The organism is Streptomyces sp. PTY087I2, assembly GCF_001687325.1.
Lineage (GTDB): Bacteria > Actinomycetota > Actinomycetes > Streptomycetales > Streptomycetaceae > Streptomyces.
This window is the reverse complement of the sequence record NZ_LZRD01000010.1, coordinates 199,671-225,088: the sequence shown is the minus strand read 5'-3', so window position 1 is coordinate 225,088 and position 25,418 is coordinate 199,671. Positions and strand designations below refer to the sequence as shown.

Here is a 25,418-nt window from a genome sequence, read left to right as displayed (position 1 = left end):
CCTTTACCCATACGCCGACCTCGCCTACCCTCCCCCATTGATGGACCGGGGGAGGGTGGCCCTCATGGCTTGACGAGGGGACAAGTCCATGTACAGCGTCATCGTCGTACCTCCGGCATGCGCGCGCCCGGGCGGCCAGATCAGAATCGCCTCCGGCGAAAGCCTCACCTTCGGCCGACGGGAAACACCCGGCGGCCTCACCATCGCCCACGAAGGCGTCCCCCGCATCGCCGGGGACATCTCCGCACAACGCGACTTCTGGCTCCTGACCAACCGCAGCGCCGACCAGACCTACGTGGTGGAGAACCCCGAAGGCGCGGGCGAGCACATCAAAGTCGCCCCCGGCCGCGTCGACGCCCCCGTGGCCTTCGAGTTCTCCCGCGTCGTCCTGCCCGCCGCGGGCGACCTCCTGGCCTTCGACGTCTGGGCGCCCCGCCAGATCTTCACCGGACCGGAAGCCCACGAACTCCCCGGCTCCGCGACCACCCCCGCCTTCAGCCTCGACCGCACCAAGCGCTACTTCGCCGTCCTCGCCGCCCTGTGCGAACCCCGCCTGCGCGGCGAACCCCACGCCCCCACGCCCGCCGTCGACCACCTCGTCCAACGGCTGCGCCCCTCCTGGCCGACCGTCAAACGGTCCTCCGTCTACTGGAACATCGACTACCTGGCCCTCAAACTGCGCGTACGCCCCGGCCCGGAGACCGCCGAACCCGGCCGCCGCGCCAACGGCAAGAAGGAAGCCCTGGTCTCCCTCGCCCTGCGCTTCGACCTCGTGCGCGAGGACGACCTCATCGTGCTGGCCTCCAGCGCCTCCCACACGTCCCGCATCTCCCGTGCCTCCCGCACGTACGAGGGATGCGCATGAGAACCGGCCGGCACACCGTCACCGTCCCCCGGGGCTACCGCATCGGCGACTGGCAAGTCGACGAACCCCTCGCCTCGGGCGCCTTCACCACCGTGTACGCCGCACACCGCACCCACGGCACCCCCCGCACCGCCGCCCTCAAAATCTGGCCCACCCACACCCGTACACCTCACCGCCCCGGCCACGGCCCCCTGCACAGCCTGCTCCGGCGCGAGGTCGAACTCCTCGGCCACCTCCGCTCACCCCGGCTGATCCGCCTGTACGGCACCCTCACCGCCCACGACCCCCGGCACCCACAACTCCACGGCGCCACCGCCCTGGTCCTCGAACGCGCCGACTCCTGCCTGCACACCGCCACGACACCGCCCACCGACCCCAACACGACCCTGACCCAGATCTGCGAAGGCCTGACCCACCTCCACGACGCGGGCTGGATCCACGGCGACCTCAAACCGGCCAACATCCTGGTCATGGCCGACGGAACCGTACGCCTCGCCGACTTCAACACCGCCGCCCGCCTCGAAGGCACCCACGCCTACGCACCCCCCTTCACCAGCCGCGACCACACCCCGCCCGAACAGCTCTGGCCCGAGATGGACGAACGAGGCACCCGCGTACAGCCATCGGTCGACGTATGGGCCTTCGGCGTCCTCGCCCACACCCTCCTCACCGGCGCCCACCCCCTGCCCGGCGACACCACGGCCGTCCGCTGCGACGCAGCGACCCGCTACGCCCGCGGAACCCAGCAGCTCCGGCTGTCCCCCGCCCTCCCGCCCACCTGGAACGAGATCATCCGCGACTGCCTGGCCCGGACACCCGCCGACCGCCCCGACACCCGCACCCTGCTCCACCGCGTACGCCACACCCCCCACTGACCTGCGCTTTTGCACTCAGCCGCAACAGCATGGCCCGGCCCGCCCCGCCCGGGCCACAGTGGAAACGGCGGTCCGCCACCGTTCTTCGCCCCCGCCACAGTGGACCGGGGGCACCACCCGAAGAACGGTGGCGCGACCAGACCCGTCAGCTCAGCTCAACGGCCTCGCCCAGGACCACGTCACCCGCCGCGCCCTGGGCGGCACGCAGAACGGACGCACCGGTGGGGGTGAGCGTATGCAGAACAGCGGGCCCGTCGCGGACGGTCGTAATGAGCCCCGCATCACGCAGCACCGTGGCATGCCGGCTGGCGGCGGACGCCGAAACCCCGGCCGCACGGGCGATCTCCCCCGTGGTGGCCCCACCGGCCGCCACCCGCAGAGCGATCGCCCGGGCCCGCCCGAGCAGATTGGCCAGGGACCGATCGGGATCCTCTTCCCGCAGGGGCCGGGCGGCGGGCTCATGCAGCAGCGAGTACCAGAGCACCGGCGGCAACCCGGGATCGGCGAACGCGACCGGCTCGCCCCAGTTGAAATACGAGGGTACGAGGGTGAGCCCCCGGCCGTTCAGATACAGATCCCGGTCCTGCGTCTGCCGCGGATACGCGACCTCCAGCACCGGCGGACACCACCGGAACATGGGCCCGAGCCCGGCGAGCATGCCCTCGACCCCGCCATGCAGCAGTCCCCGGCCCCGCACCGCCCGCTCGGCCTCGATCCGGGCCTGGATCCGATCCTGATGGGGCACGACGACGGCACCGTAATACGCACGCAGTACCCCCACGAACTCCCGACGCACCTCATGCTCGGCCAGCCGCCCGGCCCACCCCGGCGCCCCGATGAGCCGGTCCAGCATGCCGACCTCCTCGGAGACCCGCTCCGACGGCGTGGCCAGCAGCGCCTCCAGCCCTGCTTCCAGCCCCTCCACCCCGGAGGACGGCGTCAGAAAGTCCGGGTAGTAAGCGGCCCGGGGATACATGGGCAGCAGAACACTCCGCAGCGCCCGTTCCAGCCCCTGCTCCCGCAGATCCCGCCGCGCCTCCCGATACCACCCGGCGTAGGCCCAGCGGCCTCGGCTGGACTGCAACCGGTGCATGCTCGCCGCCACCTCGAACAGCGGGTCGGGAGCGGGGGCGAGCCGGGTCCTGGCCAGATCCGCGTCATTGAAGTGGATGCGGAGCATGTGGTTCCCCCATGGAGTTCGGACCTCGCCCGTGATCGTAGGGAACCGCGATAAGGGTCTGATGGACAAGAAATAAACGGCCCTGCGCCGCCCATGTCAGACCGACGACAGAAGCCCAGGCCGGAGGAGATCCGGCCTGGGCTTCACGCTGGGCCCCCTGTCGGATTCGAACCGACGACCTACGCATTACAAGACCGTGAGCGATCCTGCCGCCTGATGCCACACAGTGTCGTCCCATGACGTTTCCGCTGCTCAGGGCAGGTGCACCGGGTTGAGCCGTGACGCCCCGTACCGCACTGTCCAAAGGCGTCTGTCCACTGGTTGTCCACCGGCAGGCTCCGCGACCCAGCACGCAGTATCCGTCTGCTCGCTCATTGGCGCCACAGTAGTTCGTCCGGCCGACGGTACCCACGCTCTTGTCGGAACTCAACAAGGGCCCTTCCACCTCGCTCCTTCACTACGTCAGCAACGCCCAAGGTGCCACGGCAACATGCCGGACGTCAGTCGAACATCTCCCACACCGTGCACCGAACCATGCACCCCATCAAGGAGAAGACCGCACCCGAGATCCTCGTCGGCCGGGCGACCATCAGATCCTCAGGGGAAGTCGGAGAAGGCATGTTTCCAGGGCGGGAGGGAACTCAGCACCGCCGTACGCTCCCGGATAAGCGCTATCTGCGCCCCCCCCCCGGCGAATTTCGATGTTTGTTTCGATCGTTGCGCGGCGTGTCGGCGGTAGCGAAGGGTCGGCGCGTCGACCAGGACTCCCTCTGCGGCCGCCGAGGCTGCCATGAGCGCTCCGGTGTCCTCCATTCCGCGGAGGGCGGACCATCCGCCGAGCGCCAGGAGAAGGGGGCGTCTCCACATCACCCCTGCCGGGTGGACGGGCACACGGTACTCGGCGGGGCCCGCCTTCCAGGTGCGTGGGAGCACACCTCGGGGCAGGGTACCGGACGGAACCGGCAGAGGGTGGTCGACCAGTGTGCCGTCGGCCATCAGGTCGCGGGCATAGCCCACGGCGTAGCCGGCGTCCGGATGCGTATCCAGGGCGGTTGCGAGGACTGCCAGAGCGTCGGTCTCAAGTTCGTCGTCTGCATCAACGTTCTGCACAAGGGGGGCGCTGCCACGGCCCAGAGCGACGTTGCGGGTGATCGCCGGGCCTTCGTAGGTGCCGTGGGAGGCGACGAGCACCCTCGGGTCCTCAGTGGCGGCGCAGGCGTTCAGGACAGCCCGCACCTCGTCCGACGGGCCGTCGATCTGCACCAACCACCGCCACCGCGTATGGCTCTGGGCGAGCAGCGACCCCCATGCCGCCGGAAGGAAGGCTGCATGCGAGGCGTGCACGGCCGTCACCACGTCTACCTGCATGATCCGATCATATGGACCCCTCGCCCGATCGTGCCGTGGTAAGCAGGTCGAAGGCACTGGCGAGCAGCAGGGGGAAACCGATGGACCCGGGGTCGTACACCGCGCGTTTGAACGGCGTGACCGTCTCGGACTCCCGGGAACTGGACCGGGTGTGCGAGGAGGTGGCGCTCGCCCTCCACCGGGACGGGACAGAGCCGCCTTTCGACGTGAGGTCCTCGGACTTCGCCGCCGATCCGTATCTGATCTGCTCCGATCGATACTGGCGGCTGCGCTTTCTCGAGCAGCCGAGCATCCGGACCGCCGCCGCCTGTTCCCTCTGGATCAGCGCGCACGTATCCCGCGAGGCGCGAGTCGAGGTGCTCGAGAAGTGGGCCCTCGGGTACGCGTTCATCACCAAGGACAGCGTCGAGTCTGCTGTTGAACTCTCCCAGAGTATCGAGGAGATCGTCTCGCGCGACACCCCGGCCGGGGACGTCGCCTACTTCTCCACCCTGTACCACGCAGGCAAGCTGCGCTCGGACTTCCTCTTCGAGGAGCTTCACCGGTTCCTCGACGCCTCGCTGCTTGCGCTCGCCGTCGGTACTCACCGGCAATCCGCACTCTTCACGGCACTGCGTTCCTTCGCTGCTTTCGGAAGTCCAGCGGTCACCGCCGAGCACGCTGTCAGTCTCCTCGACCAGGCGTGGAACTCCGCCGACCGCACCCGTCATGTCGTCGACATCTGTCTCAACGGCATCCAGTTCGCAGCCTCTTTCGAAGGGCACGGCGAACTACTGCGCGATCGTGCGGCCGAGGCCGTACGGGACCATCCCGGCGACCACATGTTCCACTTCCGGCTCGCCACCGGCCATCACATGACCGGCGATCACGACGCGGCTCTGACGAGCATCGACACCGCCTTACGCCTGCTGCCCGCCGTCGGCACTCGGGGCAGCCACAAACTGCTCCAGGAGCAGTACCTCACCAAGAGGGAGGTAATCGTGGAAGGCCGGCAGCGTGCCGCGCTCGATGCCGAACACCAGCAACGACTGGCCGACCAGGAAGAGCGTCACCAGGAACGATGGGCACGATCGGAGGAGGAGATTCGTCGACGTGACGAGCGTCTGAACCGGGCCCTCAAGGACAACGAGGAATCGGCACGGGCCAACCACGTACGTTCGGTCGAACTCGTCGCCCTCTTCTCATCCGTCATTGCCTTTGCCGTCGGGTCACTTCAGGTGACACTGACCGGCGACTTCCCTCTCCGCGACCGGCTTCTACTCATCGGTGCGTGGGGCAGCGCCCACGCACTGTTCGCCCTGCTCGTGATCGGTGGTACGTGGTTGATCACCCGACCCCGTCGGACATAGCGGAGCCACCGATGGTGTGAGGGGAATACGTTGAGGCCATCCGATGGCGTTCGGTACCGTCGGTCGGTACACAGGAGACGGTTAGGGGGATCCCGGCATGGCACGTTCCGTACGGTTATGGGGGCCCGGCGTCCGGACAGCGGCGCGGGCGGTGTTCGCAGGGCTGGTCGGCGCGGTCGTCGGCATCGCCGCGTACTCCATCGCCCGGACCGGCGGGCAGACGCTCTCGATCGTGGTGGGTGGACTGGTCGGCATCGCGCTCGTGCTGGGGGCCGAGTTCTACCGCCAGTCGGCCCAGTTGACGGAAGTCAAACTCACTCTGCCGGTCGGTGAGATGACCTTCGCGCCCACCGCGGATGCGCGACAGGCCGCCCAGCGACTGTTCTTCCAGGCCGCCACCCGCGTGGCCACCCGCCCGCTGAGCGACGAGGGCGGAAACCTCCGCGCTGCCCTCGCCTCGCTCAAGAACCTCGTCGACCTGTACCGGGAACCCGTGGAATCGGGTAACGCACCGCCGCCGCCGGCTACGGGCGACTCCGTCTACGCTCTCGCGCTGACCGTCGTCAACCACAATCTCGCCCCGTTCCTCGAGACCTGGCACCCGAAGCTGGACACCTGGGCGGCCGCGCAGGGTGAGCACGCGGACGAAACGGCGTGGCCCGAGAACGCCGCGTTCCGCGCCGACCTCAAGGAGCTGCAGGATCGCCTGCGGCCCTATGTCATCGGGCTGGGAGACCTTGCGGGCATCCGTGACCCTGAGCAGTACCTGCGCCGACCCGACTGGCGCCCCGGGGCCGGACGCGCGTCCCTTCCGCACCAACAGGAGACCGGTTCCGCCACCCGTCCACAGGCTCGGCCGAACCTGTGAGGTCTTCTTCCCGGCAATGACGCATGATGAGACCGTGAAGATCGACCGACACATTCCGGCGTTGCGGACACCTCACAGAACAAGGCAGACAACGCCCCCCCCCCCCGCTATTTTCCGGGCTGAGCGGGTATGTCAGCGCGCAGGCGTGAGCCCCTGCGGGAAGGGCTGATCGTGGTCCCTCCGGCAGCATCCGACGGTGCTCCAGCGCTCGTCGCCGAGTGGGACGTGTTCCTGAGCTACAGCCGCACTGACGCTGACAAGGCCCGGTCCCTCGCCCACATGCTGCGCGACCGGGGGCTGCGGGTGTTCCTCGACGACATGGCCGTCGACGACTTCGCGTCGATCACCGCCTCGATCTCCGAGGCCCTCGCCCGCACGAAGGTCCTTCTCGCCCTTTACTCCGCGGAGTATCCGCGTCGTCGCGCCTGCCAGTGGGAACTCACGTACGCGTACCTCGCCGGACAGCGAGACGGTGACCCCCGGAGCCGCGTGCTCGTGATCAACCCCGAGCTTTCCACCGATCACGTCCATCCCGTCGAACTCCGAGACGCCAAGCACTGGATCTGGCCTTCCGTCCCGGACGCGCTCCTGAGGCTCGCGGGGCAGGTCGCCGCGCACGTGGCGGGGATCGATTCGCCGCTCGGTGCGGCGGGACACGCGGCTGGCGGACGCGAGGCCCCTTCCGTTCCGTGGCTGCCCGCTCCGGTCAGGACGGGCTCGGCCCGCTTCACCGACCGGCTGACGGAACAGTGGCGCATACACACGGCCCTCGTCCGGCACCGCGCCCCGCTCGTCGCCCAGCCGGGCTCGGGCTCCGGCCGGACAGCGCAGCTCCGGGGCATGCCCGGCATCGGCAAGTCCGTACTGGCCCAGGAGTACGCCCTCCGGTTCGGCTCCGCCTACCCCGGCGGCGTGTTCTGGTTCGACCTCCACCCCGCCCAGGGGGCACTCCCGACAACGGCGATGGACGTCTACACCGAGCAGGTTGCTGTCGTGTGCCACGCGCTCGGCGTGGACGGTACGGGTGACATGTCCCTCGTACGGTTCCTCAGCCGGCTCGCGATCCACCTGGGCGAACGCGGAGCACCGTGCCTGTGGGTCGTGGACGGGGTGCCCGACGGGCTGAACCAGGAGGAGCTGCAACTGCTGCGCGGCCCCCATCTGCTCGCCTCCACTCTGCTGACCACCCGCTCGTTCCGGTACGGATCGTTCGCCGAAGCCGTCGACGTCCCACCGCTCTCCGACGCGGACGGATACCGGCTCGTCACCTCGCACCGCACCCCCGGGAGCGAGGTCGAGAAGGCGACGGCCCTCGCCCTCGTCCACGACGTGGGCGGGCACCCCCACGCCCTCGACCTCCTCTCCGACCTGGCCGACACCGCCGACTTCACCGCGCTCCGGAACCGGCTGCACGCCGCCGGCACCGACATCCTGGCCTCCCCCGGTCCACCGCCTGCCGGAAGCCGGTCGTCGGAGCCTTCCCGGATTCCCCTGGCCGCCACGCTCCTGACCCGGCCCCTGTGCGGGAACGGGCCGGTCGACGACGTCCTGCGCCTCTTCGCTCTGGCCTCCCCAGCGCCCCTCTCCCAGACGGTCCTGGAGAACACCATCGCCTCGGTCGACCCGTACGCCCCGTGGGAAGCTGGCCCGGCAGTTTCCGATGCCGTCGCCACACTGCTGGGGTCCGGGGCCCTCCTTCCTGACCCTGAGGTCCCCCGGTCATGGACCGCACACGCCCTCCTCGCACGCGCCGTACGAAGGCACGACGAGGACACCGCCCGCCAAGAGGACCTGCGGCAATTGCTGCTGCACACCCTCGCGGCCCCACTCACCCGGATGTCCCGCGACAACGTGCCGCCCCGGCCGATGCCCGCCCCCTTCCCCCCGCTCGACCTCCCCCGCTCAGGCCCGAGCCCCGTCGAACGCGCCGCCGCGTTCGACCTCCAGGTGGAACTGGTCACCCGGGTCGGCGTCCAGCCCCTCGGGCCCGAGGACGGCTCGCTGCGGGAGGTCCTCACCTCACTGCACTCCCTGTTCGCCACAACCCGGGAAGTGCTGCACCGGGTAGCGACCGCGTCCCCGCCCCCACTCGCGCTCCCCCGGATCGCTCTCATCCTGGCCAACCAACACCTCCGCCCCTTCCTCTCGACATGGCACTCGGCCCTCCGCCGCCACGAGGACACCTGCCCGCCCGGGCGCAGCGCCATCGAGCACGAACGGCTCTGGCCCAAGGCCGTCGAAATGCGCACACAACTCGCCGACCTCAGGGGACCGCTGTCCTCGACGGGCAAGGAACTGGCGGCCCTGTGCGGAATTGACCTCCTGCACCCGACAGGGACCGACGAGCCCTGACCCGCTCGGTCCTTGTGCAAGAAGGCCACATCAGTTGCGTTCGCCTTGTACGACCTCGGCAATGGCTTCCGCGATCTCCTCCACGGAGTAGTCGCGGGTACTCATCGCGACCCTGTCGGCAAGCGTAGGGCTGTACCGCCGGACACCATCGGCGTCCAGGTCGTGCCAGATCGGCAACAGCGACTGTTCACCGGCCACGCTGCGGGTGACGAGCCCACCGAGCTCGTGGTTGGTCCATCCCTTCACGAAAAAGGAATCCGAGAGGATGACAACGCCGTACCGGCTGGCTCTGATGCCTTCGTCGATCTTCCGGCGCAGGCTGTGCCCGATCCGCATCTGGGCCTCGTCCAGCCAAACGCTCACCCCCTGTCCGACGAGTGCGTCCCGGAGCGGGCGAGCCGCAACCTCCTTGTCCTTCGAAGCGTGGGAAACGAAGACGACCCACGTCTGTCCGCCCAGGACGTCGCCCGCAGGTTCCCTCGGTTCGTGGAGAGTGACGGCTCGTGCCGGGTTCACCTCTGGTCCTCGGACCGGCGGAAGGGAACCCTCGCGGCGGCGGCTGAACAGTCACGGACGCGGCGCTGGAAAGCGGCCGGGTCCCCCTGATGCCTGTGCATGTAGAGAACTCGACAATAGCGGGCTCGTGCGTGAAGCCATGGGCTCTCTGGAGCCTTAGACGCTCAGGGCTGGTAGACCAGCTCCAGCATGATCGCAGCGATCAGGAGCCAGGTGCCGATGCCCAGCACCCACCTGTCTCCGAGGACCGCTCCTCCTGCGATCAACAAGACACCTGTTGCTCCAAGACCGACGACGAGATGCCGTACGCCACGATCCGGTTTCCATGACTGAGCCACAGATCAAGCATCTGCCTCGGCCCTCATCGATGCCAGGGAACCATGCGGTTCCTGTCGCCCTCCATACGGAGTCGTTGGGCCATCCGGTATGCGCACACGAATGGTGCTGAATCTCCGGGGATCCTCCCGGGAACGTCCGGAGATCGATGCGGCCTCGATCCGGACAGACAGGAGGAGCGGTGGCTCGACCCACTGGTGGGCTCTCACACCACGTGTCCGGGAAGGGCCACGAAGTTATGCCCGTACGCTCTGGTCGTCGGGGCTTCTCCGCCCCGGTGCTGCATGGCTGTGCCCATCAGCGGGCGGGCGGTCCCGATGGCTGCCCACCCGCCTGCCGGGTCAGGCAGCCGTCGTGAGGTCGCGTCTGCCGAAGGCTCTTACAGCCGCCCATCCGGCACCGGCCGCGAGGACGGTGATCACGATCATGGCACCGACGCCGATGTCGTCCAGCGGATACTCGCCGATGTGCTCGAAGGGCGACAGCCGGACTGCGGTGTCAGGGATGTGCAGGACCGGAGCGAAGAAGCCGACGACCAGGGCGTAGCCGATGACCGCCCAGACCACGCCCAGCATCCGCGGCGCCCCGGCGTACAACAGTGCGGCGAGTGCGAGCACCAGCCAGACGGCCGGGATGTGGGCGAGGTGGCCGAGTACCAGATCACCCACCAGAGCGGCGTCCCCTACACTTGCCGCTGCCCCGATCCCCATACCCAAGCCTGCTACCAGCAGTAGCCAGAGAGCTCCCAGGCCGGTGACGACGAGATGGCCGCCGAGCCAGGCCGTCCGGCTGACGGCGGCGGCGAGTACGGGTTCGGTGCGGCCCTCGTTCTCTTCGGCACGCAGCGACTGCACGGCGAGCACGGCGAAGATCGCCACGGTGAACGCCATCGTCAGGCCCATCAGCCCCAGGAAGCCGGCGAGCATGTCCTGTGAACCGCCCATCACCGCGACCAGGTCTTCCGGAGCGTCCTCGAACCCGTCGAGCATCGGCTGCGTGAACGAGCCATAGCCGAGCCCGGCGGCCAGCAGCGCTGTGCTCCAGCCGATCAGCCCGGCCCGTTGCAGCCGGAAAGCCAGAGGCAGCGGCCCCCGAAGCCAGTTCGCCGCGTACGGCGACCCGGAACGCGGTGGAACCAGCCCGGCGGCGAGGTCCCGGCGCGTCGACAGGAGGTAACCGACCGCCGCCGTGACCACCGCGAAGCCGAGCGAGACAGCCAGCGGCCACCAGCGGTCGAGGACGTACGGCGCGGTCTGCTGGGACCAGCCGATCGGGGAGAGCCAGGACAGCCATGTCGGGCCGGTGCCCCGGACGGTGGCCATGTCACCGAGACCGCGCAGCATGAACGCGGCGCCCAGCGCCACGCCACCCATACCGGCTGCGGCCCTCGGGTACTCCGACAGTTGGACCGTGATCGCCGCGATGCCGGAGAAGGCCAGAGCCGCCGCGCCGATACCGGCGCCGAAGAGAACCGATCCGCCCGGGTCGAAGCCCCGGCCGGTCATCATGAGGGCGATCAGAACCGCCACCAGCGCGCCCATCAGCACGTTCAGGCCCAGCGCGGCGGTGAGCTGCGCGTGGCGGCCCACGACGTTGGCGCGGACCAGCTCGGTCCGTCCGGACTGTTCCTCGGCCCGGGTGTGGCGGGTGATGGTGAGCAGCCCCATCAGCCCGGCGCCGACGATGATGTACAGCCCGTACTGGCTGGCCAGGAACCGCTCCAGGGTGAGTGCCTCGTAGCCGAAACCCGGGCCGCCGAACAGCGCGCCGACCGGGCTCGACGAGAACGCGGTCAGCCCCTCCAGGTCGTCGGGTGTCTTCGCGACGGTTTCCAGTGCCGTGGCGAAGTACGTCATCAGCAGACTCAGGCCGAGCGTCCACGCGGGCAGCCGGACCCGGTCCCTGCGCAGCATGAACCACAGGAGCGTGCCCGTCCCGGTGAACGAGTCTCCGCGCCCGGTGGTCGCGGGCATCGTAGGGGCGACAGCCGTGGCGGTCATCGTGCCACCGTCCCCTCGCTGCGGGGGCCGGTCTCGTCACCGTAATGCCGGAGCAGCAGCTGCTCCAGGGTTGGCGGGTGCGCCGAGAGTCCGTGCACTCCCAGTTCACCCAACTGCCTTACCAAGTACGGCAGATGACTGCCGTCAACCTCGAAGCGGGCCTGTCCGTTCTCAGCGTGGAACCTGTGCACACCCGGCAACGCTGCCAGCGCCTCGGCCGGCCGATCGGTGACGACTTCGACCGAGGTGCGGGTCAAATGACGCAGCTCGGTCAGTGAGCCGGTCTCGACGATCCGCCCCTGCCGGATGATCGAGACCCGGTCGGCGAGCGCCTCGACCTGGGCGAGGATGTGGCTGGACAACAGCACGGTCCGGCCAGCGGCCCTCGCCTCGCGGATGCAGTCCTGGAAGACCGCTTCCATCAGCGGGTCCAGCCCGGAGGTCGGCTCGTCCAGCAGGAGCAGTTCGACGTCGCTGGCCAGGGCAGCGATCAGTGCGACCTTCTGCCGGTTGCCCTTGGAGTAGGTACGGCCCTTCTTGCTCGGGTCCAGGTCGAAGCGTTCGCACAGCTCGTCACGGCGTACCGGGCCGGTGCCGCCCCGGAGCCGAGCGAGAAGGTCGATCGCCTCGCCGCCGGTCAGGTTCGGCCACAGTTCCACGTCGCCCGGGACGTAGGCGAGCCGCCGGTGGAGGCTCACCGCGTCTGCCCAGGGGTCGCCGCCGAGCACGCGTACCCGGCCGGCGTCCGCGCGGAGCAGACCGAGCAGGATCCTGATCGTCGTGGACTTACCCGCTCCGTTGGGTCCGAGGAAGCCATGTACGTCACCAGCTCGGACGAACAGGTCAAGCCCGTCCAGGGCCTGCGCCCGGCCGAAGGATTTCCGAAGATGTTGGACGTCGATCGCTGTGGTCATGATGCGTAAGCCTCACGGGAGGCCCCGGGCAGTCCGGGGAGAGTGGCCGAAGGAAAGCGGGACGCGGCGGAGCCCCGGTCAGGGCGCCGGTCGGTCCGCGGACGGGGTGCCGCCCGTCGGCGGGTCCGGGACCTGCATCAGAAACTCGTCCAGCATCGACCGGTCGACCAGCAGCCCCTGGGTGAACAGCTCCAGAGCGGGCGCGGTGACCTCCTCCACGTACCGGCGGAACGACGCCTGAAACGTCTCCGGGTCGCCGCCGCCGTGCAGGGTGAACCACAGCAGCATGCCCCCGGCGGACTGCAGTGCCAGGTACCGGGTCCGGGCGGCCGGGTCCCGGCTGGGCCGGACCACTCCAGCCGCCTCTCCAGCGGCAAGGTACTGCTCGGCGTCGGCCGTCATCTGTTCGACCAGCTCCGCCGCCAGCTCTCCGCCTGCCTGAAGGCTGCGCAGCACATACAGCACCAGCGGGGCGAACCGCTCCACGGAAGCCATCTGCTCCAGCAGCATCCCCGCCGTACCGTCGGTGAACGCCTTCCTTTTCTCCTCGCGGATCGCCGACAGCACCTGCTCGTCACAGGCCCGGCGCAGCCCGCCCTTCGAACCGAAGTGGTGCACCACCAGGCCGGCCGTCACCCCGGCGTCCGCCGCGATCACACGCAGCCCGACGCCGAACCCGTCGCGCCCGAACCGCGCGATCGCCGCATCACGAATCCGTACGGCTGTGCCGCCATCAGCACTCGCTGATTCCATGCACACCACGTTAAACGGCTGTTCAATCGACTGCAAGAGCGGGCTCGGGGAGCAGATGGAACGGCGATTGACGCCGAACGATCGCGGCCCGATCGACACGAGGGTGCTGACGCGGCTCTCGCGCTTCGCGCCGGGCCGGGGCGCGAGGGCGACCGGCAACTCCGGGGGCATCCCCCTCGACGGCGGCGGCCGGGCAGGAGGTCTACGTCAGCCGTCCGGATGACACCACGGCTGACGCCAAGGCCGCGGCGGGCGATGGCGCGCGATGAAGCACATCGACGAGAACGCGCCGCCGTGGGCGCACAGGGCGAGATCGTCGCGGCGGGGAACGTCGAACACGTCGAAGGCGCGCCCATCGCCGCGTACGAGACGGAACATCTCGGAGATGCACACAGTGCCACCAGGCCGCGCGTACACGTCAGCAGTTCGCAGGACTTCGAACGCCAGAGAGAGCGGAGGCGACTGGAGGCACCACCTTTCACTACTCGGTGATACCGTATAGTGGTACTCGGTAGCACGTAGTACTGGCCCAGGTTGAGGAGCACCCGCGATGGAGGACCTGACGGAGATGTTGAAGGGCACGCTCGAAGGGTGCGTGCTCGAAATCATCGGCAGCGAGGAAACCTACGGGTACGCCATCACCCGCCAGCTGAACGAGCTCGGCTTCGCCGACGTCATCGAGGGGACGGTGTACACCATCCTGCTGCGGCTGGAGAGGAACGGCCTCGTCCAGGTGGCGAAACGGCCATCCGGGGTCGGTCCGCCGCGCAAGTTCTACACGCTCAACGACGCCGGACGCGAGGAGCTCGCAAAGTTCTGGGCGAAATGGCAATACATCTCATCACGCATCAACAGGCTCAAGGAGGGCGGGAGATGAACTTCTGGGAGAAGGTCACAGGCAGCGATCTCACCAGGGAATGGAAGGCGTTCGAAGCCCGGTCCGAGGTTCTGCCAGACGACTACCGAGCGGCATGGGGACAGATCATCGCCCACCTTTTGCCTTACGGGGACTTCGCCGGCCGCAACCTGACGCCGATCCTTGACGCAGCCCTGGGGCTGCTTGAAGAGACGGCGGCGGACGGGCAGAGCGTCCACGAGGTCCTCGGCGACGACATCGGAGGCTTTTGCGCGGCGCTTGCCGGCGGAGAAGAGGCTCGAACCTATCGCGACCGGTGGCGCGAGCAGTTGAACAGGAATGTCGCAAGGAAATTGAGCCGGCTGGGAGGCTGACGTGGGTATCCAAGACATCATCGAGGGCAAGAAACAGTGGCGGGCGCACATGGCCCGGGTCAAAGCTCTCCCACCGGACTACCAGATCGTCTACAAGGAGATGCAGAGGTACCTGTTCAAGGTTGGACCGATCAGCCTGTCTGACGGATCCCTGCTCCCCGGGATCGTCGACTTCTTCGAGGAGGGCATCGCCTCAGGCAAGGGCGTCTTGGAACTCATCGGCGCTGACGTCGCCGCGTTCTGTGACGACCTGGTCAGCGACTCCCCTACATACGCGGATGTCTACCAGGCATCCATCAGATCGGAGCCTGGCGACGAGAAGTGATGCTGCGGGCCGAGGCCGAGGGCACTGCGTAACCGCCGAGCATCACCCTCGCGCTCACTCCCTGCCCTCTTCGTCCTCATCCAGCTCGGGCGCATCCGGGTCGTGCAGCGGGCGCAGGGCACCGGCGGCCGAGACGCTGGCGGTGAAGCTGTAGCGGTCGAGCAGGCCCTTGGTCGCTCCGCGCTCTCTGGCGGAGCACGCGTAAAGATGTCGCCAGGATTGGCGGGCTGAGCGGAAGAAGTCCGTCAACGACGCCCCGCACGGGCAGAACCCGCGCTTTGCTGGGTCTACGGTTTCGGACAAAACCTGTGCATAAGGGAGTTGACCGCTCATGGGCGTGGAGAACTGGGTCGGGATCATCGTGGCTGTCAGCATTGTCGGCTACCTGGTGGCCGTCGTGATGCGGCCGGACAGGTTTTGAGGGCCCGGCAGGAACGCCGCGCCGAGGACGCCCGGTCCACAGAGCCCAGGTAGGGTGGCCGCCGCCGGTCTGGACGGGTTCGCTACTCCCGCTGACGGTTGTCGTGGTGGACCGAGGGAGGCCGACGGGTGGCTGGGCAGGTGCCGAGGGTACGGCGGTCAGTGTTCGCCGCACACCCGGCCCGGACTCTCGTCGGGGCCTTCGGCGCGGTGATCCTGCTGGGCGCTCTCGTGCTCATGCTGCCGGTGTCGTCACAGGGCGGCGGGACGACCGGGTTCGTGACGGCCTTGTTCACGTCCACGTCCGCAGTCTGTGTGACCGGTCTGGTCGTGGTGGACACCGGTACGTACTGGAGCGGGTTCGGCGAGGGCGTGATCCTCGCGCTGATCCAGGTCGGCGGCTTCGGCATCATGACCATGGCCTCGCTCCTCGCGCTCCTCGTGTCGGGCAAGCTGCGGCTGCGCATGCAGCTGACGGCTCAGGCAGAGACGAAGACTCTGGGCATCGGCGACGTACGCCGTGTGCTGCTCGGCGTCGCCGGAACGACGCTGGCGATCGAGCTCGCAGTGGGAGCATGGCTCGCTCTGCGTCTGCGATTCGGCTACGACCACTCCATCGCCGACTCGACGTACTCCGGCCTCTTCCACGCCGTCTCGGCGTTCAACAACGCCGGTTTCGGTCTGAACGTCGACAGCCTCACCCCCTATGCCCAGGACCCCTTCGTCACCCTGCCGGTCGCGCTGGCGGTCATCCTGGGCGGAATCGGCTTCCCTGTCCTCCTTGAGCTGTTGCGGCATCGCAGGCGCAAGCGGCTGGGGGGGCGACGTACCTGGTCGCTGCACACGCGGATGACGCTGGTGACCACTGTTGCCCTTCTGGTCACCGGCACGGTATTCACCTGCCTGCTGGAGTGGAGCAACCCCAGCACACTGGGGCGACTCGACTGGAGCGAAAAGCTCCTGAACGGCTTCTTCCACTCGGCGATGAGTCGTACCGCGGGCTTCAACGCCATCGACATCGGCGCGATGGAGGCATCCACGCTGCTGATGACCTGCACGCTGATGTTCATCGGCGGCGGCAGCGCGGGCACGGCCGGTGGAATCAAGGTGACCACGTTCGCGGTCCTGGCCGCCGCCATCGTGGCGGAGGTTCGCGGTGAGCCGGACTCCAGCGTCATGGGCCGACGCCTGGCTCCCCATGTGCTGCGCCAGGCGCTCACCGTCGCCCTGCTGGCCGTGGGGCTAGTGATCGCCGGCACTCTCGCTCTGCTGACCGTGTCCTCGGCGCCGCTGGAGGCGGTCCTGTTCGAAGCGGTGTCCGCGTTCGGCACCGTCGGGCTGTCCACGGGCATCACCGCGGACTTCCCGGCCTCCGGACAGCTGGTGCTGATCCTGCTCATGTTCGTCGGCCGACTCGGTCCGGTCACCCTGGTGTCGGCGCTCGCACTGCGGGAGCGGACTCGCCGCTACCAGCTACCAGAGGAGCGACCTGTCATTGGTTAACTACCTGCAGTCCCTGCACCGTCGGCGCCGCAAGCGGCTGTCCCAGCCGTACCCCGAGTCCGGTGACCAGCGCGTCGCGGTGATCGGCCTGGGCCGCTTCGGCAGCTCACTGGCACTGGAATTGACACGGAGAGGCTGGGACGTCCTGGGCATCGACACCGACTCCCAGCTGGTCCAGCGTCACAGCGACGTGCTCACGCACTCGGCTGTCGCGGACTGCACGGATCCCGAGGTGCTGCGCCAGCTCGGGGTGCACGAGTTCACCAGTACGGTCGTCGGTATCGGCACGGACATAGAGGCCAGCATCCTGATCGCCTCCAACCTCCTGGAGGAGCAGGTTCCCAACATCTGGGCGAAGGCGATCAGCAGGCAGCACGGTCAAATCCTCGAACGGCTCGGTGTCCACCACGTTGTGCTGCCCGAGCACGAGATGGGTGAGCGCGTTGCCCATCTCGTGACCGGACGAATGCTCGACTTCATCGAGTTCGACAACGATTACGCCCTGGTCAAAACCATCGCGCCGGATGGCATCACCGGCGTTCCCCTCGGGCAGAGCGGCGTACGCGCCCGGCACGGTGTGACGGTGGTCGGGATCAAGCGACCGGGGCAGGACTTCACCCACGCGACCGCGGAAACCATCGTCGAGAAGGGAGATGTCGTCATCGTCACCGGCAAGACCCGGGCAGTGGAGTCATTCGCCGAGATGAGCTGAGGGCAGCATTTCAAGAGGTCGCCTCGCCAGGAAGCTCGGGACGAACCTGCCAGGCGGCCGGGGGCCCGGGAAATGCTATCACCATCGTCAGGCCACCGCCGGGCGTGTCCTCTGCCGTGACGGAGCCGCCCATCGCCTCGACGAACCCCCTGGCGACCGCAAGGCCGAGACCGACACCGTTACCGCGCGGGACATCTCCGTACCGCTGAAAGGGCTCGAACACCGCGTCCTTGGCCTCGTCGGGGATCCCAGGGCCTCGGTCGGCGATACGCAGCTCCACTCGATCGCCGATCGCACTGGCCGAGACCAAGACCGGTGTGCCATCGGGGCTGTACTTGCAGGCGTTCTCGACGATGTTCGCGACGGCGCGCTCCAGCAGACCACGGTCCACGTCGACCATCGGCAGGGTTTCCGGAATATCCAGGACGACGCTGTCCTCCGGTACGCCGGCCAATGCCATGGGCACGACTTCGTCGACGTCGGTCTCCCTCATCAGCGGGGTGACGGTCCCGGTCTGCAGGCGGGACATGTCGAGGAGGTTCCCCACAAGGTGGTCGAGGCGGTCGGTGCCCTCCTCGATACCAACGAGCAGTTCGGCGCGGTCCTCCTCCGACCACTCGACATCGTCGGCACGCAAGGACGTGACGGCGGCCTTGATGGACGCCAGCGGCGTGCGCAGGTCGTGGCTGACGGCGGCGAGCAGGGAGGTGCGGATCTTGTTGCCCTCGGCGAGTTTCCGGGCCTCTGCCGCCTCACCGACGAGACGCTGGCGGTCCAGGACTACGGCGGCATGGGCGGCGAAGGCGCCGAGGACTCGGCGGTCCTCGGCGGGCAGGACCCGCCCGGTCAGGGCCAGCGCCAGGCGGTCGGTGACCGGCATGTCGACGTCCGCGTCCTCAGGACGACCGACCGGCTGCACGGTTCCTACACTGCCCACGCAGACCCATGGGGCGAGATCGCCGGCCCGTTCGAAGAGGGCCACGGACTCCATCGAGAAGGTCTCCCTCACTCTGTCGAGCAACGACTCCAGACTGGTGTCGCCGCGGAGCACGCTGCCCGCCAGCATGGACAAGATCTCGGACTCGGCACGGAGCCGTGCTGCCTGCTGGGTCCGACGTGCCGCGAGCCCGACGACCGACGCCACGGAAGCAGCAACCGTGAAGAAGACGGCGATCGCGACGATGTTCTCGGGATCCGAGATGGTCCAGGTGTGAACCGGTGGTGTGAAGTACCAGTTCAGGAGCAGTGAGCCGACCGCGGCGGAGGCGAGAGCCGGCCACAGCCCGCCCAGGAGGGCCGCGCCGACAGTCAGTGACAGGAAGAGGAGCATTTCGTTGGCCAGACCGGTCCCGCCGCCGATCGACGTCAGGGCCAGGGCGAGCAGGAGAGGTCCGACCACGCCGACGAGCCAGCCGGCCAACGTGCGGGGTCTGCCCAGGCGACTCCGCGGGGACGCAGGCAGCCCTCGGCCCCGTCCGACCGCGTCGTGCGTGACGATGTGGACGTCCAGATCAGGGCCGGATTCGCGGGCGACAGTGGCGCTGACCCCGGGCCCGAACACGTACTGCCACGAACGGCGACGGCTCGCGCCCAGGACGATCTGCGTCGCGTTGACGGCACGCGCGAACTCCAGCAACGCGGACGGAATGTCCTCACCGATGACGTGATGGAAGGTTCCGCCCAGATCTTCGACAAGGGTGCGCTGAACCGCCAGCTCCTTCGGCGAGGCCGAGCTGAGGCCGTCGCTGCGCGCGATGTAGACGGCGAGGACCTCTCCACCAGCCCCCTTCTCGGCGAGCCGCGCGGCTCGGCGTATCAGCGTGCGACCCTCGGGACCGCCAGTGAGGCCCACAATGATCCGTTCTCGGGAACCCCAAATCGCCGAGACCTCGTGGTCCGTCCGGTACTCGTTGAGATATTCGTCCACCCGGTCGGCCACCCACAGCAGCGCCAGTTCCCGAAGAGCGGTGAGGTTGCCGGGCCGGAAGTAGTTGGACAGAGCCGCATCGATCTTGTTCGGCTTGTAGATGTTTCCGTGCGCCATACGCCGACGCAGCGCCTCGGGCGACATGTCGACCAATTCGATCTGATTGGCGCGGCGTACGACCTCGTCCGGCACTGTCTCCTTCTGCCGTACGCCGGTGATCGCCTCGACGACGTCGCCCAGGGATTCCAGGTGCTGGATGTTCGCCGTCGTTATGACGTCGATACCGGCAGCGAGCAGTTCCTCGATGTCCTGCCATCGCTTGGAATTACGTGAGCCGGGGACGTTGGTGTGCGGGAGCTCGTCCACCAGCGCGACGGCGGGCCGCCGGGCCAGGACCGCGTCCACGTCCATCTCCGTGAAGCTCGCCCCCCGGTACTCGATCTCTCGGCGCGGGATCTGCTCGAGCCCGTGCAGCATCACCTCTGTGCGCGGGCGGTCGTGGTGCTCGACGAAGGCGACCACGCAGTCCGTACCCCGCTCGACACGGCGGTGGGCCTCGGAGAGCATCGCGTACGTCTTGCCGACGCCCGGGGCCGCACCGAGGTAGATCCGAAGCTTGCCGCGTCCCATGTGTGCGATCTTTCGCCTTGAAGCAGATGATTCCGTGGAAGGACTGAAAAAGCCCGATCAGCCCTCGAAGCGATATCCCATGCCCGGTTCCGTGATCAGGTACCGGGGGTGTGAGGGGTCCCTTTCTAGTTTGCGCCTGAGCTGCGCCATGTAGACGCGCAGATAGTTCGTCCGGGCGGCCAATCCGGGCCCCCAAACCTCGTCCAGCAATTGACGCTGACTGATCAGCTGCCCTGGGCTTCGGACAAGGATCTCCAGCAGGTGCCATTCCGTCGGGGTCAGGCGGACGGATTCGTCATTCCGCCGGACTTTCTTGGCCACCAGGTCGACCGTGAAGTCCGGTGTGGTTACCGTGAGCATTTCCGGCTCACCAAGTGGGAGCACGCCGTCTGCGCCTTCGCCCGTACTGCGCCGTACGGCAGCGCGTAGCCGGGCAAGAAGCTCGGCCATGTCGAACGGCTTGGTGATGTAGTCGTCCGCGCCCGCTTCGAACGCCTCGACCTTCTCGTGCGAGGTGCCCCGGGCCGACAGAACGACCAGGGGCACACGCGTCCAGGCACGCAGTGACTTGATCACCTCAATGCCGTCCATGTCGGGCAGGCCGAGGTCGATCAGGACGACGTCCGGTCTCCGCTCAGCAGCGAGCAGCAGCGCGGTGGTCCCGTCAGGAGCCGCGTCAACTGCGTAGGAACGCGCCTGGAGATTGATCGTCAGAGCTCTGACGAGCGGCGACTCGTCCTCGACCACCAGTACCCGAGTCATCAGCGGTGTCACCTTTCATGTCGTCCGTGACGGAGTCGGTATGCACCGGGGAACTGCCGGCCGTCGATGCTCCCGACCGGCAGTTCCCCGTGTTCTGCCAACAAGATCGTCAACGTGTGGTCAGGTCCTTCAGCGCCAGGTTCAGTTTCAGGACGTTGACGTGCGGCTGTCCGAGGAAGCCTGCGGTACGGCCCTCGGTGTGGTCCTCGACAAGCCGGGCAACCTGCTGACCGGTCAGGCCGTTGGCCTTGGCCACGCGCCTGATCTGGATCTCCGCGTACTCCGGGGAGATGTGAGGATCGATCGCCGAGGCCGAACCGGTGACCGCGTCCTTCGGTACCTCGGACTCCGGGACACCGTTGAAGGCGGCGACCTGCTTCTTGGCGTCCCCGACCATCTTGGTCAGTTTGGCGTCGGAGGCTCCGAGCTGGCTGGAGCCGGTGGCCAGCGGGTCGTATCCACTGTTCGAGGGCCTGGGCTGGAACCACTTCGGATCCGGTTCGTCCGCGCCTTCGACGTTCCAGGTCTGGCCGATCAGCTCGGAACCGACCTCCTTGCCGTCGGTCTTCACGATCGAGCCGTTGGCGTTGTCGTGGAAGAGGCCCTGGGCTACGCCGGTGACCGCGAGCGGGTAGACGATGCCGGTCACGACCGTGAGGACGAGCAGCATGCGCAGCGCGGACCAGACCAGGCGTCCCGTGTTTGCCAGGGAGTTGTTCATAGCCGATCAGCCGATTCCGGGGATGAGGGAGATGAGCAGGTCGATGAGCTTGATACCGATGAACGGGGCCACGAGGCCGCCGATTCCGTACAGCCCCAGGTTGCGGCGGAGCATCTTGTCGGCGCTGCTCGGACGGTACCGGACGCCCTTCAGGGCAAGAGGGACCAGCGCGATGATGATCAGCGCGTTGAAGATGACGGCCGAGAGGATCGCGGACTCAGGTGAGGCCAGGCCCATGATGTTGAGCTTGTCCAGACTCGGATAGGCGACGGCGAACATCGCGGGGATGATCGCGAAGTACTTCGCCACGTCGTTGGCGATCGAGAACGTCGTCAGAGCGCCCCGGGTGATCAGGAGCTGCTTGCCGATCTCGACGATCTCGATGAGTTTCGTCGGGTTGGAGTCGAGGTCGACCATGTTGCCGGCCTCTTTCGCAGCCGACGTACCCGTGTTCATCGCGACACCGACGTCCGCCTGGGCGAGGGCCGGGGCGTCGTTGGTGCCGTCGCCGGTCATCGCGACCAGCTTGCCGCCGGCCTGCTCCCGCTTGATGAGGGCCATCTTGTCCTCGGGGGTGGCCTCGGCGAGGAAGTCGTCGACCCCCGCCTCCTCGGCGATCGCCTTCGCGGTCAGCGGGTTGTCGCCCGTGATCATCACCGTACGGATGCCCATCCGGCGCAGCTCGTCGAACCGCTCCCGCATGCCCTCCTTCACCACGTCCTTGAGGTGGACGACACCGAGGACCCGCGCGCCCTTCTCGTCCTCCACTGCCACCAGCAGCGGCGTGCCACCAGCCTGGGAAATCCTGTCCGTGAGCGCCTGCGCCTCGTCGGAAACACTTCCGCCCCGCTCCTTGACCCACGCCACGACCGAGCCGGTTGCACCCTTGCGAACCTTCCGGCCGTCGACGTCCACGCCCGACATGCGGGTCTGGGCAGTGAACGCGATCCACTCGGCGTGTACGAGCTCGCCCTGGTGGCGCTCTCGCAGTCCGTACCGCTCCTTGGCAAGGACCACGATCGAGCGGCCCTCGGGCGTCTCGTCGGCCAGCGAGGAGAGCTGGGACGCGTCGGCCAGCTCGGCTTCCGTGGTGCCCTTGACGGGCACGAACTCGGCGGCCTGACGGTTACCGAGCGTAATGGTCCCGGTCTTGTCGAGCAGCAATGTCGACACGTCGCCCGCCGCCTCGACCGCGCGCCCCGACATGGCCAGGACGTTGCGCTGGACCAGCCGGTCCATGCCGGCGATGCCGATCGCGGACAGCAGTGCACCGATGGTCGTGGGAATGAGGCAGACCAGCAGGGCCGTCAGGACGATCATCGAGGTCTGGTCGTCGGCACCCGCGGAGACCGCGAACGGCTTGAGCGTGACCACGGCGAGCAGAAAGACGATGGTGAGGGACGCCAGCAGGATGTTGAGGGCGATCTCGTTCGGGGTCTTCTGTCGGGCCGCGCCCTCGACCAGGTTGATCATCCGGTCGATGAACGTCTCGCCAGGTTTCGTCGTGATCTTGATGACGATCCGGTCGGACAGCACCTTCGTACCGCCTGTCACTGCGGAGCGGTCGCCTCCGGACTCCCGGATGACGGGTGCCGACTCGCCGGTGATGGCGGACTCGTCGACCGATGCGACGCCTTCGACGACGTCGCCGTCGCCGGGGATGATGTCGTCGGCCTCGCAGACCACCAGGTCGCCGATGCGCAGCTCGGCGCCGGGGACCCGCTCTTCGTTCTTGCCGATGATCCGGCGGGCCACGGTGTCGGTCTTGGCCTTGCGCAGCGTGTCGGCCTGCGCCTTGCCCCGGCCTTCGGCCACGGCCTCGGCGAGGTTGGCGAAGATAGTGGTCAGCCAGAGCCAGGCGGTGATCGCCCAGCCGAACCAGTCGCCCGGGTCTTTGACCGCCAGCACGGTGGTGACCACCGAGCCGATCAGCACCACGAACATGACGGGCGATTTGACCATGACCCGCGGGTCCAGCTTGCGCACGGCGTCCGGGAACGACGTGACCAGCTGCTTGGGGTCGAACAGGCCCCCGCCGACGCGCTCCGCCGTCGGGTTGTGCCCATGCAGTGTGTCGGAGTGGGGAGCGAGCGTGGGGGTGGCCGTCGTCTTCTGGGACACAGCGTCCTGCTTCGTTACGTCGGAGGTCATGCCGCGAGCCCTTCGGCGAGCGGGCCCAGCGCTAGGGCCGGGAAGAAGGTCAGACCGGTGATGATCATGATGGTGCCTACGAGAAGCCCGGTGAACAGGGGCTTCTCCGTCCGCAGGGTGCCTGCGGACTCGGGGACGGGCTTCTGCTCCGCGAGCGACCCCGCCAGCGCGAGGACGAACACCATCGGCAGGAAACGCCCGAGCAGCATGCACAACCCCAGCGCGGTGTTGTGGTACGGCGTGTTGGCCCCGAAACCGGCGAAGGCGGACCCGTTGTTGTTGGAGGCAGAGGTATAGGCGTACAAGACCTCGGAGAACCCGTGAGCCCCCGTGTTGGTCATGGAGGACTCGCCATGGCCGGTGGCCATCGCGAGCGCCGTACCGATCAGCACCAGAGCCGGTGTGATCAGGATGTAGCAGGCCGCGAGCTTGATCTCGCGGGTGCCGATCTTCTTGCCCAGGTACTCCGGCGTACGGCCGACCATCAGACCGGCGATGAACACCGCGATGATAGCCATGATCAACATGCCGTACAGGCCGGAGCCGACACCGCCGGGCGCGATCTCGCCCAGCATCATGCCCAGCAGCAGCACACCACCCGACAGCCCGCTGTAGGAGTCGTGGAACGAGTTGACCGAACCGGTGGAGGTCATGGTCGTGGAGACCGCGAACAGGGATGACGCCCCCTCGCCGAACCGCTGTTCCTTGCCCTCCATCGCGCCGCCCGCCAGCTGTGAGGCGGTACCGGGGTGTGCGTACTCGATCCAGGTCGCGAGAACCACGCCGACGAACCAGATGGTCGCCATCGCCCCGACGATCGCGTAGCCCTGCCGGACGCTGCCGACCATCTTGCCGAAGGTGCGCGGCAGCGAGAACGGGATGACCAGGAGCAGGAAGATCGTCAGAAGGTTGGAGAAGCCGTTGGGGTTCTCGAAGGGGTGGGAGGAGTTGGCGTTGAAGTAACCGCCGCCATTGGTACCCAGATCCTTGATGGCCTCCTGCGAGGCGACCGCACCAGGGCTGATGGACTGAGTCTGCCCGGTGACCGTGGTGATCTCGTGGATGCCGGCGAAGTTCTGGACGGCGCCGGTAGCGACCAGCAGGATCGCCGCGCCCACCGAGATCGGGATCAGGATGCGGACGACTCCACGGACCAGGTCGGCCCAGAAGTTGCCCAGCTCTCCGGTACGGGACCGGGCGAAACCGCGGACCAGCGCGACCGCGACCGCGATGCCGACGGCAGCGGAGACGAAGTTCTGCACCGCCAGGCCGCCGGTCTGGGCGACGTGGCCCATGGCCGACTCACCGGAGTAGGACTGCCAGTTCGTGTTCGACACGAACGAGGCTGCAGTGTTGAACGCCTGGTCCGGGGTGATCGCCGCGAATCCGAGCGAGAGCGGCAGCTTGTCCTGTACCCGCAGGATCAGGTAGAGGAACAGGACGCTCACGGCGGAGAACGCCAGAACGCCACGCAGATAGGCGGGCCAGCGCATGGCTGCGTCCGGGTTCGCACCCACCGAGCGATAGATCCACTTCTCTATCCGCAGGTGCTTGCCGGAGGAGAAGACAGCGGCCATGTAGTCGCCGAAGGGACGGTGCACCAGAGCGAGCGCGCCGACTAGCGCGGACACCTGGAGCACGTCAGCAAGAACGGGGCTCAT

General features: G+C 67.9%; 22 protein-coding genes and 1 pseudogene. 11 read left to right on the top strand and 12 right to left on the bottom strand.

What is annotated here, in order from left to right:
- The first annotated feature begins 88 nt into the window (after positions 1-88).
- The gene (locus A3Q37_RS13700) at positions 89-865 is read left to right on the top strand and encodes a hypothetical protein (RefSeq protein WP_065483231.1); all 777 of its coding nucleotides are present in this window, start codon (positions 89-91) and stop codon (positions 863-865) included.
- Positions 862-1,722 (top strand): annotated as a pseudogene (locus A3Q37_RS13695) (protein kinase); the annotation flags it as partial. The gene A3Q37_RS13700 and the pseudogene A3Q37_RS13695, both read left to right, overlap by 4 nt.
- A 163-nt stretch (positions 1,723-1,885) precedes the next feature.
- On the opposite strand, the gene A3Q37_RS13690 reads toward A3Q37_RS13695, so the two are convergent.
- On the bottom strand, positions 1,886-2,920 hold the full coding sequence (locus A3Q37_RS13690; RefSeq protein ID WP_065483225.1) for a MarR family transcriptional regulator: 1,035 nt from the start codon (positions 2,918-2,920) through the stop codon (positions 1,886-1,888).
- A gap of 597 nt (positions 2,921-3,517) precedes the next feature.
- Positions 3,518-4,288 carry a glycosyltransferase family A protein gene (locus A3Q37_RS13685; RefSeq protein WP_065483222.1) on the bottom strand — a complete coding sequence of 257 codons (771 nt, stop codon included), beginning with the start codon at positions 4,286-4,288 and terminating at the stop codon, positions 3,518-3,520.
- 107 nt (positions 4,289-4,395) lie between these two features.
- Between A3Q37_RS13685 and A3Q37_RS13680 the strand changes: the two genes are divergently transcribed.
- From A3Q37_RS13680 to A3Q37_RS13670, 3 genes are all read left to right on the top strand, one after another.
- Positions 4,396-5,637 carry a hypothetical protein gene (locus A3Q37_RS13680; protein ID WP_218064554.1) on the top strand — a complete coding sequence of 414 codons (1,242 nt, stop codon included), beginning with the start codon at positions 4,396-4,398 and terminating at the stop codon, positions 5,635-5,637.
- A gap of 151 nt (positions 5,638-5,788) precedes the next feature.
- Positions 5,789-6,505, top strand: coding sequence for a hypothetical protein (locus A3Q37_RS13675; RefSeq protein ID WP_065483216.1), 717 nt, complete (start codon positions 5,789-5,791; stop codon positions 6,503-6,505).
- 129 nt (positions 6,506-6,634) lie between these two features.
- Positions 6,635-8,857, top strand: coding sequence for a TIR domain-containing protein (locus tag A3Q37_RS13670; RefSeq protein ID WP_079137784.1), 2,223 nt, complete (start codon positions 6,635-6,637; stop codon positions 8,855-8,857).
- A 30-nt stretch (positions 8,858-8,887) separates the two neighbouring features.
- On the opposite strand, the gene A3Q37_RS13665 is transcribed toward A3Q37_RS13670, so the two are convergent.
- The 4 genes from A3Q37_RS13665 to A3Q37_RS13650 all read right to left on the bottom strand — a co-directional run bounded on the left by A3Q37_RS13665 (position 8,888) and on the right by A3Q37_RS13650 (position 13,376).
- On the bottom strand, positions 8,888-9,373 hold the full coding sequence (locus A3Q37_RS13665) for a toll/interleukin-1 receptor domain-containing protein (RefSeq protein WP_065483210.1): 486 nt from the start codon (positions 9,371-9,373) through the stop codon (positions 8,888-8,890).
- Positions 9,374-10,050: 677 nt separating this feature from the next.
- Positions 10,051-11,709, bottom strand: a complete 1,659-nt coding sequence (locus A3Q37_RS13660; protein WP_065483207.1) for an ABC transporter permease — start codon at positions 11,707-11,709, stop codon at positions 10,051-10,053.
- Complete coding sequence (locus A3Q37_RS13655) at positions 11,706-12,623, bottom strand: ABC transporter ATP-binding protein (RefSeq protein WP_065483204.1); 918 nt, start codon at positions 12,621-12,623, stop codon at positions 11,706-11,708. The genes A3Q37_RS13660 and A3Q37_RS13655 overlap by 4 nt, the downstream gene beginning before the upstream one ends.
- A gap of 78 nt (positions 12,624-12,701) precedes the next feature.
- The gene (locus tag A3Q37_RS13650) at positions 12,702-13,376 is read right to left on the bottom strand and encodes a TetR/AcrR family transcriptional regulator (protein WP_065483371.1); all 675 of its coding nucleotides are present in this window, start codon (positions 13,374-13,376) and stop codon (positions 12,702-12,704) included.
- Positions 13,377-13,926: 550 nt separating this feature from the next.
- On the opposite strand from A3Q37_RS13650, the gene A3Q37_RS13645 reads away from it, so the two are divergent.
- Genes A3Q37_RS13645 through A3Q37_RS13635 form a run of 3 tightly spaced genes read left to right on the top strand, consistent with a single transcriptional unit; the run spans position 13,927 to position 14,931 of the window.
- The gene (locus tag A3Q37_RS13645; RefSeq protein WP_065483201.1) at positions 13,927-14,253 is read left to right on the top strand and encodes a PadR family transcriptional regulator; all 327 of its coding nucleotides are present in this window, start codon (positions 13,927-13,929) and stop codon (positions 14,251-14,253) included.
- Positions 14,250-14,606, top strand: coding sequence for a DUF1048 domain-containing protein (locus A3Q37_RS13640; RefSeq protein WP_065483198.1), 357 nt, complete (start codon positions 14,250-14,252; stop codon positions 14,604-14,606). The genes A3Q37_RS13645 and A3Q37_RS13640 overlap by 4 nt, the downstream gene beginning before the upstream one ends.
- A 1-nt stretch (position 14,607) precedes the next feature.
- Positions 14,608-14,931 carry a DUF1048 domain-containing protein gene (locus tag A3Q37_RS13635; RefSeq protein ID WP_065483195.1) on the top strand — a complete coding sequence of 108 codons (324 nt, stop codon included), beginning with the start codon at positions 14,608-14,610 and terminating at the stop codon, positions 14,929-14,931.
- Positions 14,932-14,985: 54 nt separating this feature from the next.
- On the opposite strand, the gene A3Q37_RS37230 is transcribed toward A3Q37_RS13635, so the two are convergent.
- On the bottom strand, positions 14,986-15,306 hold the full coding sequence (locus tag A3Q37_RS37230; protein ID WP_176711405.1) for a hypothetical protein: 321 nt from the start codon (positions 15,304-15,306) through the stop codon (positions 14,986-14,988).
- Here A3Q37_RS37230 and A3Q37_RS38340 point away from each other — a divergent pair.
- From A3Q37_RS38340 to A3Q37_RS13620, 3 genes are all read left to right on the top strand, one after another.
- Positions 15,269-15,352: a potassium-transporting ATPase subunit F gene (locus A3Q37_RS38340; RefSeq protein ID WP_369691452.1), complete on the top strand. Its 84-nt coding sequence runs from the start codon at positions 15,269-15,271 to the stop codon at positions 15,350-15,352. The genes A3Q37_RS37230 and A3Q37_RS38340 overlap by 38 nt on opposite strands.
- Before the next feature lie 161 nt (positions 15,353-15,513).
- Positions 15,514-16,854 carry a TrkH family potassium uptake protein gene (locus tag A3Q37_RS13625; RefSeq protein WP_255311805.1) on the top strand — a complete coding sequence of 447 codons (1,341 nt, stop codon included), beginning with the start codon at positions 15,514-15,516 and terminating at the stop codon, positions 16,852-16,854.
- A complete protein-coding gene (locus A3Q37_RS13620) occupies positions 16,847-17,566 on the top strand; it encodes a TrkA family potassium uptake protein (RefSeq protein ID WP_079137781.1) in 720 nt (239 codons plus the stop codon). The genes A3Q37_RS13625 and A3Q37_RS13620 overlap by 8 nt, the downstream gene beginning before the upstream one ends.
- Before the next feature lie 10 nt (positions 17,567-17,576).
- Here the strand turns inward: A3Q37_RS13620 and A3Q37_RS13615 are convergent, their stop codons facing one another.
- The 5 genes from A3Q37_RS13615 to kdpA form a co-directional block, all read right to left on the bottom strand.
- A complete protein-coding gene (locus A3Q37_RS13615; RefSeq protein WP_065483186.1) occupies positions 17,577-20,123 on the bottom strand; it encodes a sensor histidine kinase KdpD in 2,547 nt (848 codons plus the stop codon).
- A gap of 57 nt (positions 20,124-20,180) precedes the next feature.
- Positions 20,181-20,885, bottom strand: coding sequence for a response regulator (locus A3Q37_RS13610; protein WP_065483182.1), 705 nt, complete (start codon positions 20,883-20,885; stop codon positions 20,181-20,183).
- A gap of 109 nt (positions 20,886-20,994) precedes the next feature.
- Positions 20,995-21,606 (bottom strand): potassium-transporting ATPase subunit KdpC, encoded by a 612-nt coding sequence (gene kdpC, locus A3Q37_RS13605; protein ID WP_065483179.1) that lies wholly within the window; start codon positions 21,604-21,606, stop codon positions 20,995-20,997.
- 6 nt (positions 21,607-21,612) lie between these two features.
- The gene (gene kdpB / locus A3Q37_RS13600; protein ID WP_065483176.1) at positions 21,613-23,757 is read right to left on the bottom strand and encodes a potassium-transporting ATPase subunit KdpB; all 2,145 of its coding nucleotides are present in this window, start codon (positions 23,755-23,757) and stop codon (positions 21,613-21,615) included.
- The gene (gene kdpA, locus A3Q37_RS13595; RefSeq protein ID WP_065483173.1) at positions 23,754-25,418 is read right to left on the bottom strand and encodes a potassium-transporting ATPase subunit KdpA; all 1,665 of its coding nucleotides are present in this window, start codon (positions 25,416-25,418) and stop codon (positions 23,754-23,756) included. The genes kdpB and kdpA overlap by 4 nt, the downstream gene beginning before the upstream one ends.